Annotated in this window: 11 protein-coding genes and 4 tRNA genes; 11 read left to right on the forward strand and 4 right to left on the reverse strand. The window is 59.2% G+C overall.

The window, feature by feature from the left end:
• Positions 1–9 precede the first annotated feature (9 nt).
• Genes ACEN8R_RS28410 through thiO form a run of 4 tightly spaced genes read left to right on the forward strand, consistent with a single transcriptional unit; the run spans position 10 to position 5,170 of the window.
• A complete protein-coding gene (locus ACEN8R_RS28410) occupies positions 10–489 on the forward strand; it encodes a pilus assembly PilX family protein (protein WP_018925893.1) in 480 nt (159 codons plus the stop codon).
• Entirely contained in the window at positions 476–3,598 is a 3,123-nt protein-coding gene (locus tag ACEN8R_RS28415; RefSeq protein WP_018925894.1) for a pilus assembly protein, read from the forward strand. The genes ACEN8R_RS28410 and ACEN8R_RS28415 overlap by 14 nt, the downstream gene beginning before the upstream one ends.
• 13 nt (positions 3,599–3,611) lie before the next feature.
• On the forward strand, positions 3,612–4,013 hold the full coding sequence (locus ACEN8R_RS28420; RefSeq protein WP_018925895.1) for a type IV pilin protein: 402 nt from the start codon (positions 3,612–3,614) through the stop codon (positions 4,011–4,013).
• A gap of 56 nt (positions 4,014–4,069) precedes the next feature.
• Positions 4,070–5,170, forward strand: coding sequence for a glycine oxidase ThiO (thiO, locus tag ACEN8R_RS28425; RefSeq protein ID WP_018925896.1), 1,101 nt, complete (start codon positions 4,070–4,072; stop codon positions 5,168–5,170).
• A 19-nt stretch (positions 5,171–5,189) separates the two neighbouring features.
• On the opposite strand, the gene ACEN8R_RS28430 is transcribed toward thiO, so the two are convergent.
• From ACEN8R_RS28430 to ACEN8R_RS28445, 4 genes are all read right to left on the reverse strand, one after another.
• Complete coding sequence (locus tag ACEN8R_RS28430) at positions 5,190–6,536, reverse strand: sigma-54-dependent transcriptional regulator (protein WP_018925897.1); 1,347 nt, start codon at positions 6,534–6,536, stop codon at positions 5,190–5,192.
• Positions 6,533–8,122 (reverse strand): sensor histidine kinase, encoded by a 1,590-nt coding sequence (locus ACEN8R_RS28435; RefSeq protein ID WP_018925898.1) that lies wholly within the window; start codon positions 8,120–8,122, stop codon positions 6,533–6,535. The genes ACEN8R_RS28430 and ACEN8R_RS28435 overlap by 4 nt, the downstream gene beginning before the upstream one ends.
• The gene (locus ACEN8R_RS28440) at positions 8,112–8,345 is read right to left on the reverse strand and encodes a PP0621 family protein (RefSeq protein WP_007938406.1); all 234 of its coding nucleotides are present in this window, start codon (positions 8,343–8,345) and stop codon (positions 8,112–8,114) included. Before ACEN8R_RS28440 ends, ACEN8R_RS28435 begins: the two co-directional genes overlap by 11 nt.
• 136 nt (positions 8,346–8,481) lie before the next feature.
• Positions 8,482–9,498 (reverse strand): outer membrane protein assembly factor BamD, encoded by a 1,017-nt coding sequence (locus ACEN8R_RS28445; RefSeq protein ID WP_018925899.1) that lies wholly within the window; start codon positions 9,496–9,498, stop codon positions 8,482–8,484.
• A gap of 151 nt (positions 9,499–9,649) precedes the next feature.
• Here ACEN8R_RS28445 and rluD point away from each other — a divergent pair, with 151 nt between their 5' ends.
• The 7 genes from rluD (at position 9,650) to ACEN8R_RS28480 (ending at position 14,740) form a co-directional block, all read left to right on the forward strand.
• Positions 9,650–10,612 (forward strand): 23S rRNA pseudouridine(1911/1915/1917) synthase RluD, encoded by a 963-nt coding sequence (rluD, locus tag ACEN8R_RS28450; RefSeq protein ID WP_007901932.1) that lies wholly within the window; start codon positions 9,650–9,652, stop codon positions 10,610–10,612.
• Positions 10,609–11,331, forward strand: a complete 723-nt coding sequence (gene pgeF, locus ACEN8R_RS28455; protein WP_018925900.1) for a peptidoglycan editing factor PgeF — start codon at positions 10,609–10,611, stop codon at positions 11,329–11,331. The genes rluD and pgeF overlap by 4 nt, the downstream gene beginning before the upstream one ends.
• A gap of 130 nt (positions 11,332–11,461) precedes the next feature.
• Positions 11,462–14,026, forward strand: coding sequence for an ATP-dependent chaperone ClpB (gene clpB / locus ACEN8R_RS28460; protein WP_018925901.1), 2,565 nt, complete (start codon positions 11,462–11,464; stop codon positions 14,024–14,026).
• A gap of 299 nt (positions 14,027–14,325) precedes the next feature.
• A tRNA-Asn gene (locus tag ACEN8R_RS28465) sits at positions 14,326–14,401 on the forward strand.
• Between the two features lie 9 nt (positions 14,402–14,410).
• A tRNA-Pro gene (locus ACEN8R_RS28470) sits at positions 14,411–14,487 on the forward strand.
• Positions 14,488–14,492: 5 nt separating this feature from the next.
• Positions 14,493–14,568: transfer RNA gene (locus tag ACEN8R_RS28475), tRNA-Lys, on the forward strand.
• Between the two features lie 95 nt (positions 14,569–14,663).
• Positions 14,664–14,740, forward strand: a tRNA-Pro gene (locus ACEN8R_RS28480).
• Positions 14,741–14,745: the final 5 nt, after the last annotated feature.

Consider the following 14,745-nt stretch of genomic DNA (forward strand, 5'->3'; position numbering starts at 1 on the left):
GGAGGGCCGATGAGTCGTGCGTCCATGACATCTCACGTCCAGCGCGGCATGGCGCTGTTGGTCAGCCTGGTGTTTCTCCTGGTGCTGACATTGATCGGTCTCTCGTCGATGCAGAGCGCCACGTTGCAGGAGAAAATGACCAGCAGCGTGATCCTGCGCAACCAGTCGTTCCAGGGCGCGGAAGCGGCGTTGCGGGTCGGTGAAAGCGCGGTGCAACTGAACTCCTACTCGTTGCCGGTCTGCAGTGGCACCAGCCAGTGCGCACCGCCGGCCGAGGCGTCGGTCATTACCGCCGCCGGGTTCAACTCCACCTCGGGGGTGAACTGGATCGCCTCCGGTAGCGGCTTTTACGGAGTGCAGAACATTGGCACTACCCTGACTGCCGTGAATGTGCCGAGCAACACGTCGGCAACCCTTTATCGGGTGACCGCCGTGGGCATCGCGGGCAGCTCGCGCAGTGTGGTGGAGAGTATTTATGCGAAGTACTGAGACCCGCACAGGCTGGCGCCATTGGTTACTGCAGCTGCTCTGCGGCGCGGTCTTGAGCCTTTACCTGGCCGCGCCGACCTACGCCTTCACGCCCTCGGATTCTCCGCTGTTGAGCGCCGCCGCCGTGCCTGCCAATGTGATGCTGCTGCTCGATGACTCGGGGAGTATGAACAACATTATCTGGGCGGCCGGCTTCGACCCGACGGTCGCACGCACCCCGGTGACGATTTGCCTCTCCAATGGTTCGTGCAACAAAGGCCGCGACCTGGACATGACCGATAACAATATCGCCTTGTCGAGTTTGAATCATGGAACATGCTCGAAGGCCGGATGGTACGGTTTTTATAAAAACAGCCTTCTCGGTCTGGATTCGCTTTGCCTGAAGCTTCCCGATCCGGTGGGAAGCGAGGACACGCGGTATACGGCGAATTATTTGTCCTACCTGATCAGCCTGGCCAACAACACTGACCGGGACTTCACCGACGGCTCGATCCCCAACGATTACCGGATGAACGTGGCGCGCAACGTTTCCAAGACGTTGGTGGCCAATAACCGTTCGCTGCGCATCGGCCTGTCGACGTTCAACCTGGCGGTCGGTAACCATAAGAATGACGGCGGTTACATCGCCCGCTCGATCAGCGATTTATCGGCGGTCAGCGGCACTGTGACCCAGGCTCAGGCCGATACCAATTACACCTCACTGATCGCCGGGATCGACGAGCTGAGCGCGCAAGCCAATACGCCGCTGGCGGAAGCCTATTACGAGATCACTCGTTATTTCCGTGGCATGGCGCCGTACAACAACTCGACGCCCGACACCTATACCAGTCCGATTCAGTACCGTTGCCAGAAAAACTACGGGGTGGTGATCACCGATGGTCTGCCGACCTACGACCGAACCTTTCCGACCGACGACCCACTGGGAGGCAGCCGGTTACCAAACTGGGACGGGATCAGCAGTAACGATGGTGCTGACCCTTCAGGCGACGATGAGGGCGACACCCTGTACCTGGATGACATTGCCAAGTTCGCCTTCGATATCGACATGCGTTCCACGGGAACCGATGCCGCGGGTAAAAGCTGGAACGCCCTGGATTTTCCCAAGCAGAACATGAACACCTATACCGTGGGTTTCACCGCTGCAAACCAGATGTTGGCGGATGCCGCGACCTATGGGCAGGGCAAGTATTACCAGGCGAACGACAGTGCGGGACTTAACAATGCACTGTCTGCCGCCCTGAGCGACATCACTTCCAAGGCCGGCTCAGGTGGCAGTGGCGTGGCCAGCGGCACGACCCTGACCAGCGACTCGAGCTATTTCCAGACCAGCTACGATCCCAAGGACTGGCGGGGTACGATCAAGTCCTTTGGTTTCACGTCGGCGGGCGCGGTTAACACCGCCGCTGTGCTGTGGACGACCGACACCACCATCGTGCCCGGCGCCACTGCGCCGACCTACCAGTCCTGGAACACGCAAACCAACGCCGCGGTCACCCTGGCTTACAGCAATTTCTCTGCGGCGCAGCAGACCGCCCTCAACCAGGGGCTGCCTACTGGCATCAACGGCAACGATCTGGTGGAGTGGAGCAAGGGCATCAACAAAACCGGGCTGAAAGTTCGCAGTGTATTGCTCGGCGACATCATCAATTCGCCACTCGTGCTGGCCTCACCCACGGACAAAACCGCGTCCGATCTGGTGGCAGACACCAGCTACAGCACTTACCTGACCACCAAAGCCGCCAACATGAATGCCAGCCTGGTGGTGAATGCCAACGACGGTTTTGTAAACATCATCAACTCGGCCAACGGTGTCAGGCGTTATGCCTACATGCCCTCCAGCGTGCTGCCATCGCTGAACGACATCGCCGATCCCGCTTACATCAACGGTGTGAGCCACAAGTATCTGGTCGATGGCCAGGTCGGCGTGTTCGATGCTCAGCTCAACAGCGCCTGGAAAACCCTGGCGATTGGCGGAACGGGGGCGGGCGGCAAAACCTTCTATGCGCTGCAATTGTTCGACGCATCGGCTGGTAATGAAACTAAAGCACTGTGGGAAGTCAGTGCGCCGGCCACGGCCAATACAGCGAACGTTTTCAATGATCTGGGTTATGCCTATGCGCGCCCCGAAGTGGCACGCTTGGCCGATGGTCGCTGGGCCGCGTTTATCTCCAACGGCTATGGCAGCAACTCCGGGGTGGCAGCGTTGTATGTGGTGGATATTCGCGACGGCTCGCTGATCAAGAAAATCGTGGTCGACAGTACCGAAACCACCAACGGCCTTTCGTCGGTGAAGCTCAGGGTCAACTCGCAGAATGTGGTGCAGGCTGCCTACGGGGGCGATCTGAAAGGGCGGTTGTGGAAGTTCGATTTGAGTGGCACCACTCCTGACACCTGGGGCGTGGCGTTTTCCGGCAAGCCGTTGTTCACCACTGCAGGTGGCGCGACCCAGCCGATTACCGCGCAACCGTTGCTGGCGGATCACGTGTTGGGCGGCAAGGAGGTGTTTTTCGGCACCGGCAAATTCAATGAGGTTGCCGACAAGACCAATAAGGATCTACAGGCGTTCTACGCGGTATGGGATGCCGAGGGGGGCGCAGGACAAATCACCGTTTCCAGTTTGCAGGCGCAGGCGGTGACCGGCGTGTTTTCGGGCAGTAGCGGGCAATTCATCACCACCAGCCAGAACGAGGTGACCTACCCGGCCAAGAAAGGCTGGTACCTGCCCCTGGTATACAACAACGTGCTGACGGGGGAGCGGGTGATCTATCAGGCCAGTCTGGTATCGGGGCGAATTGTTTTTACCACGCTCAGTGTGGATACCGTGGACCCCTGTGCCAGCTTCGGTAGCGGCAAACTGGTCGAACTCGATGCGTTCAGCGGTAAGATGCTCAATTACGCGGTACTCGACACCAATGCCGACGGGGTGGTCGATGGCAACGACACGATTTCCAGTGGGGTGATCTTCACCGGTGGTATCCCGACCCTGAACGCGGTCGTCAATGACGCAACCCGCAAGATTGTGAACGACTCCGGTGGTGGCGTGACCACTCTGGTGGAAAAATCCGGTGGCGGCAGCGGCCGTCGCATCATGTGGCGACAAATACAGTAAGTGAGAGTGAGGCATGCGCAGATCCAACCGAGGTTTTACCCTGATCGAAATCATGATCGTGATTGCGATCATCGGGATCGTCATCACCATTGGCTATCCGAGCCTCACCGAGTACATAAAAAAGGGCCGACGTACTGAAGTCGCCGGGTTGCTTTCCGAGCAGGCGCAGATCCTCGAGCGTTTCTATTCGAAGAATAATGTCTACACCAATGCCACTGGCCTCAGCGCTGGCAATGATTTCTACACCATCACCCCGACCCTGACCGATCAGACCTTCCTGCTGACGGCAACACGCAAGGCCGGTTCGACCATGGCCAGCGACAAGTGCGGTGATTTCACTCTCACCAATACCGGTGTCAGGAGTATGGTCAATGCCGCGTCCGGCCTGGCCACCAAGGATTGCTGGGGGCGCTGAGTTCCTTTTTCGGGTGCCTTTTGCGCCCTCTGTCTATAGAACGGTTGGATCAGAACATGAGCAGTCAACAGCAAGTGGTGATTGTCGGTGGCGGGGTGATTGGCCTGCTGACGGCGTTCAATCTCGCGTCCGAAGTGCAGAGCGTGGTGCTGCTGGACCGCTCGAACGTCGGTCAGGAGTCTTCCTGGGCCGGTGGCGGGATCGTTTCGCCGCTCTACCCATGGCGCTACAGCCCGGCGGTCACTGCACTGGCTCATTGGTCCCAGGATTTTTATCCACAACTGGCCCAGCGTTTGTTCGCTGCCACCGGTGTCGATCCTGAAGTGCACACCACCGGGTTGTATTGGCTGGACCTGGATGACGAGGCCGAAGCACTCGCCTGGGCCAAACGGGAGAACCGTCCGCTGCGGGCTGTGGATATCTCTGCGGCCCACGATGCAGTGCCGGTATTGGGCGCCGGTTTTTCGCGGGCGATCTACATGGCCGATGTGGCCAATGTGCGTAATCCACGGCTGGTGAAGTCCCTCAAGGCCGCCTTGCTGGCGTTGCCGAACGTGACGATCCATGAACAATGCGAGGTCAGCGAATTTATCCGGGAAGGTTCTGTGGTGGTCGGGGTACAGACCTCGATGGGGGCCATTCGGGGTGATGAGGTGGTTTTGACAGCGGGGGCCTGGAGCGGTGATTTGCTGAAAAAGCTGGGCCTGGAGCTGCCGGTCGAACCGGTCAAGGGCCAGATGATTCTCTACAAGTGCGCGGCGGACTTCCTTCCGAGCATGGTCCTGGCCAAGGGGCGTTATGCCATTCCCCGGCGCGACGGGCACATCCTGATCGGCAGTACGCTGGAGCATGAGGGTTTTGACAAGACGCCAACCGACATGGCGCTGGAAAGCCTGAAGGCATCGGCGGTGGAATTGATTCCGGCATTGGCGGATGCCGAGGTGGTGGGGCATTGGGCGGGGTTGCGGCCCGGGTCGCCTGAAGGAATCCCCTATATCGGTCGGGTGCCGGGATATGACGGGCTCTGGCTCAACTGCGGGCATTACCGTAACGGGCTGGTGCTGGCGCCGGCGTCGTGTCAGTTGTTTGCCGATGTGATGCTGGGGCGGGCGCCGATTATCGACCCTGCGCCGTATGCTCCAGCCGGACGAATCTGACAGAAGAGCTGTTAACGGTTCAATCCAGCCCCAATTTCTTCAGCCTGTAACGCATCGACCGAAATGACAGATTCAATCGCTGGGCCGCCGCCGTGCGGTTCCAGCGGGTTTCTTCCAGGGCCTGGAGGATGAGTTTGCGTTCGACGTTTTCCAGATAGGCTTCCAGATTATCGATCTGTGTCAGGTCTGGCACGCCGCCGTCCGGGTTGCAGTTGCCTTCCGCCAGACGCAGGTCGCTGGCTTCGATCTGTTTGTTCTCGCACAAGGTGTGAGCCCGTTCGAGCATGTTCTCCAATTCCCGCACGTTTCCAGGAAAGCGATAGTTTTTCAGCGCTTCGAGGGCTTGTGGGTGGAGTTTTGCGGGGGGCTGGCCAGTGCTGGCCGCCAGTCGCTTGAGCATATTGTTGGTCAGAAGCTCAATGTCGTCGCGGCGTTCGCGCAAGGACGGTACTCGCAGCTCGATCACGTTCAGGCGGTAGTACAAGTCCTGGCGAAAGCGTTCGGCGGCGACTTCGGCATCGAGGTCTTTGTGAGTGGCGCAGAGGATGCGCACATCGACCACGGTTTCCTGCTGGCCACCGATGCTGCGAACGGCTTTCTCCTGTATGGCCCGCAGCAGTTTGACCTGCATTGCCAGCGGCAGGTCAGCCACTTCGTCGAGGAACAACGTACCGCCATGGGCTGCCTGGAACAGCCCAGGCTTGTCTTCGATGGCGCCGCTGAAACTGCCTTTGCGATGGCCGAAAAACTCGCTTTCCATCAATTCCGACGGGATTGCCCCACAGTTCACCGGGACGAACGGTCGGCTGGCGCGCGGGCCTTGGTCGTGGATAAGTCGAGCGACCAGTTCCTTGCCGCTGCCGGACTCGCCACTGATGTAGACCGGGGCTTGGCTGCGGGCCAGTTTGTCGATTTGTTTGCGCAGGTTGCGCATTGGCAGCGAGTCTCCCAGCAGCCGACGGTCGATGCCGCTGCTGGTGCCGCCTGGCGCTGGCAAGCTCAGGGCGCTGATGACCAGTTCGCGCAGACGGGTGAGGTCGACCGGTTTGGTCAGGAAGTCGAAGGCGCCGGCCTTGAGGGCGTTTATTGCTGTTTCCAGGCTGCCGTAGGCGGTGATCATCGCCACCGGCACTTGTGCATAGCGCTGCTGGATGTGCTGCACCAGCGCCAGACCGGTGCCGTCAGGCAGGCGCATGTCGGTCAGGCACAGGTCGAACGTATCCCGAGCCAGTAGCGCCTGCGCTTCTGCGAGGTTGCGTGCGCTGAAGGTGTCGAGTTTCATCCGTCCCAGGGTGATTTCCAGGAGTTCGCGGATATCCGGCTCGTCGTCGACGATGAGGATTTTTTGCCGTGGGCTCGTGTTCAACTTTGTTTCCGTCCGTGAGCAAAGGTGATGCGAAAGCAGCCGCCGCCTTGGCGTGATTTGAAGTCTAGGCGGGCTTGATTGCTTTCGCACAGCTCACGGGACAGATAAAGCCCCAGGCCAGTACCCTGGCTGCTGGTGGTGAAGAACGGTTCGAACAAGTGAGTACGTTGGTCCGGTGCAACGCCAGGGCCATCGTCCAGGACTTCCAGGGTCGGCAACTGGCTGTCCGGGTCGATAAACAACTCAAGCCAGGCCTGCGCCCGATCATGCTTGAGGGCGCTATGGCGCCAGGCATTGCGCAACAGGTTATCGAGAATCTGGGTCAGCTGATCCGGATCCATCAGGGTTTTGAAGTCTCCCAAGCCGATGCGCAGGTGAATCTGCTGATGTTCTTTCGAGCCTTCGCGGGTTTCGGCGACGAAATGCTCCAGCCACGGCTTCAAATCGAGCCGTTGCGGCACGGTTTGCTGGCGACGGGACAATTGCAGGACGTTTTCGATTACCCGATTCATGCGCTGAGATTGGTCTTGAATAATCTGCGTCAGACGCCGGTCCGCACCGTTCAGTTCCTCGGATTCCTGCAGTAACTGCGCGGCATGACTAATGGCGCCCAGTGGATTGCGGATCTCATGGGCAATCCCGGCGGTCAGGCGACCGAGGGCGGCGAGTTTCAGTTGTTGGGCCTGTTGGGCGATTTGGGCGAGGTCTTCGAGAAAAACCAGCGTCTGGTGGTGCGGGCTTTGGTCCAGGGCAATGAAGCTTGGTTGCAGCTCGAGGCCGTTGCTGGCGATCTGCAGGCTTTGCGGGCGCAACGTTGGATTGTTGAGCCACAGTTGGAGCCGCTCGACCAACGGTATCGAGTAATCGTCGATCAACTGGCCGTCCAGTTTTTCCTGCCCCAGCAAGGTCAAGGCGCTGTGATTGGCCAGTTGCACCCGCCGCTGGTTGTCGAGCACCAGAATGCCTGTGCGCATGCGTTGCAGGATCAGTGCGTTGAGGGCTTCGAGACCGAGCACTTCACTGGCCCGCTGTTCGGCCAGGGTTTCGCTGACCTCCAGTCGTCGGGTCAAGCCCTGCACCAGCAGCGCCGCGGCAAAACACAGGGCGCCGAGGGTGCCGATTTGCAGGTAATCACTGGGGCTGGCGGGATGGTTGAAGCTCAGGATGAAGCTCAAACCCACGATGCCAAGGGCACCGACCGCTGCGATCAGCAGACCGACACGCCCGCGCAGCAAGGTATTGCTGATGGCCACTGAGACGATCAGCAAATTGCCGATGGCGCTGGCCATGCCGCCTGCGGCATAGAACAAGCCGCACAGCAGCAGGACATCGACCAGCGCCAGGCCGAACAGCTGCGCGGGGCGCTGGGTGTTCCCCAGAAAGACCACCAGCAGGATATTCAGCACCAGGTACAACCAGCTGCCGTTGCGCAGCAGGTCGTCATTGGCGAACTTCAGCAACTGGTTGTCCATGTTGCTGGAGATCAACAGCACCAGGGTGATGCCGACGCTTAAGCGGTAGAGGTGATAGAGGCGCAGCAGTCGCTGGGCCTGTTTGTTGCTTGGGCTGGGCGTCTCAGCGATCACTGGAGCCCGGGCCTTGCTCAAGGTGAGCCTGGCTGCAATACCACTGTTGTTCGAGTTTCAACGCGCGGTCGCGGGGCAGGTGTACGCCGCAATGAGCACAGCGAACCATGGGCGGAGCATCTTGCTCGCGCGGCATATTGGCGACCGACGTCGGGCCCTTGAACTTGCGCCAGAACCATACGGCAGCGGCAATCAGGGCGATCCAGAACAATAGACGAAGCATGGTGAGCTGCTTTTTGATTAATGAGTTGGCAGTTTAGCCAAGGACGGGTCAAGCGCACAGTGCAATACATTCACCTAAAAATCCGGCAATAAAAAAGGCGCCTCGAAAGGCGCCTTCCCGGTACAACATCCCTATGTCAGTCGAACAGGCCGAAGGTCATGTGGCTGAACCAGGAACGGTCGGTGTTGCTGGACTCGGGTTCTGGTTCTTCGATCACATCGCCGTTTTCATCTTTAGGCTTGAGCTCGTTCGGAATCGCGTCCTTGGCATCCTGGAACTGCTTCTGCACGTCCTGGTTGGCGCGGGTTTCGCCCGGCGGCAGTGGCGGACGGGATTCGATCAGGCCCAGGGTGGCCTTGCTCAGCCACGAACGGTTGTCGGCTTCGGCTACCGATGGCACGAACTGACCGTCCACCAGGCTCGGGTGGTTCGGGTAGTTGAGTTTCAGGGTTTCGAGGCTGGTCGCAGCCAGTTCGTCCAGGTGCAGACGCTGGTAGGCTTCGGTCATCACCGCCAGGCCGTCACCGACCGATGGGGTTTCCTGGAAGTTTTCCACTACATAACGGCCACGGTTGGCGGCGGCAACGTAGGCCTGACGGGTCAGGTAGTAGTCGGCAACGTGGATTTCATAGGCCGCCAGCAGGTTGCGCAGGTAAATCATGCGCTGCTTGGCGTCCGGCGCGTAGCGGCTGTTCGGGTAGCGGCTGGTCAGCTGGGCGAACTCGTTGTAGGAGTCGCGGGCAGCGCCCGGGTCACGCTTGGTCATGTCCAGTGGCAGGAAGCGCGCCAGCAGGCCGACGTCCTGGTCAAAAGAGGTCAGACCCTTGAGGTAGTAGGCGTAATCGACGTTCGGGTGCTGCGGGTGCAGACGAATGAATCGCTCGGCGGCGGACTTCGCAGCCTCAGGCTCGGAGTTCTTGTAGTTGGCGTAGATGAGCTCGAGTTGAGCCTGATCGGCATAGCGACCGAACGGATAACGCGACTCCAGGGCCTTCAGCTTGGCTGTGGCGGCGGTGTAGCTATTGTTGTCCAGATCGTGCTGAGCCTGCTGGTACAGCTCGACTTCGCTCAGGTTTTCGTCTACGACTTCCTTCGATGAGCAAGCAGCGGTCAATGCGAGGATGGCGATCAGCAGCAGGTGTTTCACTTGCATGGCGGCTTGCGTCCCTATGACGGCCGCTGTCTTGGGCGGGGCCGTCCTGTTATGATGAGTGCCCCGTTGAAAAGCCTCGGGGCAAAAGACGCCGTATTTAACCACAAGCGCGCAGCCGAAACCAAAGGCTGTGCCGACGCCTAGTCTGAGCATGTCCGATAAAATTGAACTTCGCGCAGAGGTGCCGTCCGAATTGGGCGGCCAACGCCTCGATCAAGTCGCCGCACAATTATTCGCTGAGCACTCGCGCTCGCGCCTTTCCGCCTGGATCAAAGACGGCCGCCTGACTGTGGATGGGGCGGTTATCCGCCCGCGAGACATCGTTCACGGTGGCGCCATTCTTGAACTGACTGCCGAGCAGGAAGCTCAGGGCGAATGGATCGCTCAAGACATCGAGCTGGACATCGTCTATGAAGACGACGACATCCTGGTGATCAACAAGCCTGCGGGCCTGGTGGTGCATCCGGCCGCCGGTCACGCCGACGGCACCTTGCTCAACGCTTTGCTGCACCACGTGCCGGACATCATCAATGTGCCCCGCGCCGGTATCGTGCATCGCCTGGACAAGGACACCACCGGTCTGATGGTGGTGGCCAAGACCATTCAGGCGCAGACACAGCTGGTCACTCAATTGCAGAGCCGCAGTGTCAGCCGGATCTATGAGTGCATCGTAATCGGTGTAGTGACGGCCGGCGGCAAGATCAACGCACCGATCGGTCGTCATGGCCAGCAACGCCAGCGCATGGCGGTGATGGAAGGTGGCAAGCAAGCCGTCAGTCACTACCGCGTGCTCGAGCGTTTCCGCTCCCACACTCATGTGCGAGTGAAGCTGGAAACCGGTCGTACGCACCAGATTCGCGTGCACATGGCGCACATCAACTACCCGTTGGTCGGAGATCCGGCCTATGGCGGTCGTTTCCGTATTCCACCGGCCGCCAGCGTGACCATGGTCGAATCCCTGAAGAATTTCCCACGTCAGGCGCTGCATGCGCGGTTCCTGGAGCTGGATCATCCGACCACCGGTAAACGCATGAGCTGGGAATCGCCACTGCCGGATGACTTCGTCTGGTTGCTGTCGCTGCTCAAGCAAGACCGCGAGGCGTTCATCGGATGACCTGGCTGACGCCTGACTGGCCCGCGCCGGCCAGCGTCAAAGCCTGCGTTACCACCCGTGCGGGCGGCGTCAGTCTGGCGCCGTTCGACAGCCTCAACCTCGGCGATCACGTCGACGACAGCCCTGAAGCCGTCGCCGAAAACCGCCGTCGTCTCACCGATCGTTTCTCGATTCAGCCGGCCTGGTTGCAACAGGTTCACGGCATTGTCGTGGCCCAAGCGGACCCGAACCTGGTAGCCACTGCCGACGCCAGCTGGACGGCAACACCCGGTATCGCTTGCACAGCGATGACCGCCGACTGCCTTCCTGCGCTGTTTTGCGACCGTGCCGGCACCCGCGTCGCTGCCGCCCATGCCGGTTGGCGCGGGCTGGCGGCGGGTGTGCTGGAGGCGACCCTCGACAGTCTGGCTGTACCGCCCGAAGACGTACTGGTCTGGCTCGGCCCGGCCATTGGCCCTCAAGCCTTTGAAGTCGGCCCGGAAGTGCGCGAAACCTTCGTCCAGCAATTGCCTGAAGCAGCCAAAGCCTTCGTGCCGAGCCAGAATGCCGGCAAGTTCATGGCCGACATCTATGAACTGGCGCGTTTACGTCTGGCCGCTCGCAGGGTTACCGCTGTTTATGGCGGCGGATTCTGTACCGTGACTGATCCTCGCTTCTTTTCTTACCGCCGCAGTCCACGCACCGGCCGGTTTGCCTCTCTGATCTGGCTCGAACGCTAGACTTCTCTGATCTACATCAACTGCACGACGCTTGAATCTCCCAGAATCGACCACATCTATAGCGGTATCTGGCAGGTTTCTTTATTCGGGATGTTTATAGGTCCGGCCTGCTCAAAAGGAAGGTGAACCCATGCGTATAGACCGTTTAACCAGCAAGCTGCAGTTAGCCTTGTCCGACGCCCAGTCCCTGGCTGTCGGCCTCGATCATCCGGCCATTGAACCGGCGCATTTGATGCAGGCCATGCTTGAACAGCAGGGTGGTTCGATCAAACCCCTGCTGATGCAGGTGGGTTTCGACGTCAACAGCCTGCGTAAAGAGCTGACCAAAGCGCTCGATCAGCTGCCGAAAATCCAGAACCCGACCGGTGACGTGAACATGTCGCAGGATCTGGCACGCCTGCTCAATCAGGCCGATCGCCTGGCCCAGCAGAAGGGTGACCAATTCATCTCCAGCGAACTGGTGCTGCTCGCCGCGATGGACGAGAACAGCAAGCTCGGCAAATTGCTGCTCGGCCAGGGCGTGAGCAAAAAGGCGCTGGAAAACGCGATCAACAATCTGCGCGGCGGTGAGGCAGTTAATGACGCCAACCAGGAAGAGTCTCGGCAGGCGCTGGATAAATACACCATCGACCTGACCAAGCGCGCCGAAGAGGGCAAGCTCGATCCGGTGATCGGCCGTGACGATGAAATTCGCCGCACCATTCAGGTACTGCAACGCCGCACCAAGAACAACCCGGTGCTGATCGGTGAACCTGGCGTGGGTAAAACCGCCATCGCCGAAGGCTTGGCTCAGCGCATCATCAACGGTGAAGTGCCGGACGGTCTCAAAGGCAGGCGCCTTTTGTCCCTGGATATGGGGGCATTGATTGCCGGTGCCAAATACCGCGGCGAGTTCGAAGAGCGCCTCAAGTCCCTGCTCAACGAACTGTCGAAGCAGGAAGGGCAGATCATTCTGTTCATCGACGAATTGCACACCATGGTCGGCGCGGGCAAGGGCGAAGGCTCGATGGACGCGGGCAACATGCTCAAACCGGCATTGGCTCGCGGTGAGCTGCATTGCGTCGGCGCGACCACGCTCAACGAGTACCGTCAATATATAGAGAAGGATGCGGCCCTCGAGCGGCGCTTCCAGAAGGTCTTGGTGGACGAGCCGAGCGAAGAAGACACCATCGCCATCCTGCGTGGTCTGAAAGAGCGCTACGAAGTTCACCACAAGGTGGCAATCACCGACGGTGCAATCATCGCCGCGGCCAAGCTCAGTCATCGCTACATCACGGACCGCCAGTTGCCGGACAAGGCCATCGACCTGATCGACGAAGCCGCCAGCCGCATCCGCATGGAAATCGATTCCAAGCCGGAAGTGCTGGACCGTCTGGAGCGTCGCCTGATTCAGCTGAAGGTGGAATCCCAGGCGCTGAAGAAAGAAAGCGACGACGCGGCGAAGAAACGTCTGGAAAAATTGCAGGAAGAAATCGCCCGTCACGAGCGTGAGTATTCGGATCTCGAAGAGATCTGGAACTCGGAAAAAGCCGAGGTCCAGGGCTCGGCACAGATCCAGCAGAAAATCGAACAGTCCCGTCAGGAACTGGAAGCCGCGCGCCGTAAAGGCGACCTGAACCGCATGGCCGAGCTGCAATACGGGGTAATCCCGGATCTGGAGCGCAGCCTGCAAATGGTCGACCAGCACGGTAAAAGCGAAAACCAGTTGTTGCGCAGCAAGGTGACTGAAGAAGAGATCGCTGAAGTCGTGTCGAAATGGACCGGCATCCCCGTGGCGAAAATGCTCGAGGGCGAGCGCGAAAAACTGATGAAGATGGAAAGCCTGTTGCACCAACGTGTGATCGGTCAGGACGAAGCAGTGATCGCCGTCTCCAACGCAGTGCGGCGTTCCCGTGCCGGGTTGTCCGATCCGAATCGCCCGAGCGGTTCGTTCATGTTCCTCGGCCCGACCGGTGTCGGTAAAACCGAGTTGTGCAAGGCGCTGGCCGAGTTCCTCTTTGATACTGAAGAGGCGATGGTACGGATCGACATGTCCGAGTTCATGGAGAAGCATTCCGTGGCTCGTCTGATCGGCGCGCCACCGGGCTACGTGGGCTATGAGGAGGGCGGTTACCTGACCGAGGCGGTGCGTCGCAAGCCTTATTCAGTGATCCTGCTGGATGAGGTCGAGAAGGCCCACCCGGATGTGTTCAACATCTTGCTGCAAGTGCTCGAAGATGGCCGTTTGACCGACAGCCATGGCCGCACGGTGGATTTCAAAAATACCGTGATCGTCATGACCTCCAACCTGGGCTCGGTACAGATCCAGGAACTGATAGGGGATCGCGAAGCGCAGCGTGCAGCGGTGATGGATGCGATTTCCACGCACTTCCGGCCGGAGTTCATTAACCGGGTCGACGAAGTGGTGATCTTCGAGCCGCTGGCTCGGGATCAGATCGCGGGCATTACCGAGATCCAGTTGGGTCGCCTGCGTAGCCGTCTGACCGAGCGCGAGCTGAAGCTTGAGCTGAGTCCGGAAGCGATGGATAAGCTGATCGCCGTCGGTTACGACCCAGTCTATGGCGCACGGCCGCTCAAACGGGCGATCCAGCGCTGGATCGAGAACCCGCTGGCACAGCTGATTCTATCGGGTCGTTTCATGCCCGGAGAGACCGCCAAAGGTGTGGTGGAGCACGACGAAATCGTCTTTGTCTGATCCCCAGTGGCAACAAAATGAAAGAGGCCTCGCATTGCGAGGCCTTTTTTTCGATAGGCTGTTGAACTCAAAGGAAAATGCTTGTAAAGTGCGCCCCGCAGTAAGTCACCCCGAGAGGGTTTCTGCTCCCCAAGCAGGAATCTGAAATAAGTTGCAAATCATTAACTTGAAAGCAATTTAGGGGGTTGACAGAGGTGCTTAAGATTGTAGAATAGCGCGCCTCAGACACACGAACGCAGCGATGCGAACGGGTCGAAGAGGTGAAGCAAGCTTCACAGTTGTAAATTGAAATATGTAGTTCCGTGATAGCTCAGTCGGTAGAGCAAATGACTGTTAATCATTGGGTCCCAGGTTCGAGTCCTGGTCACGGAGCCAATTTCAAACCGGGGTATAGCGCAGTCCGGTAGCGCGCCTGCTTTGGGAGCAGGATGTCAGGAGTTCGAATCCCCTTACCCCGACCATTTTTGGGTCGTTAGCTCAGTTGGTAGAGCAGTTGGCTTTTAACCAATTGGTCGTAGGTTCGAATCCCACACGACCCACCATTTTTGAAACCAGTTAACGCTGGGATCGAATCTTAAGATCAGACGCCAAAAGCTCTGTTCGCAGAAGGCGCCTTTCAAAGGTGCCTTTTTTTTACCGGGGTATAGCGCAGTCCGGTAGCGCGCCTGCTTTGGGAGCAGGATGTCAGGAGTTCGAATCCCCTTACCCCGACCATATTA

It is taken from the genome of Pseudomonas sp. Pseusp15, from assembly GCF_059492165.1.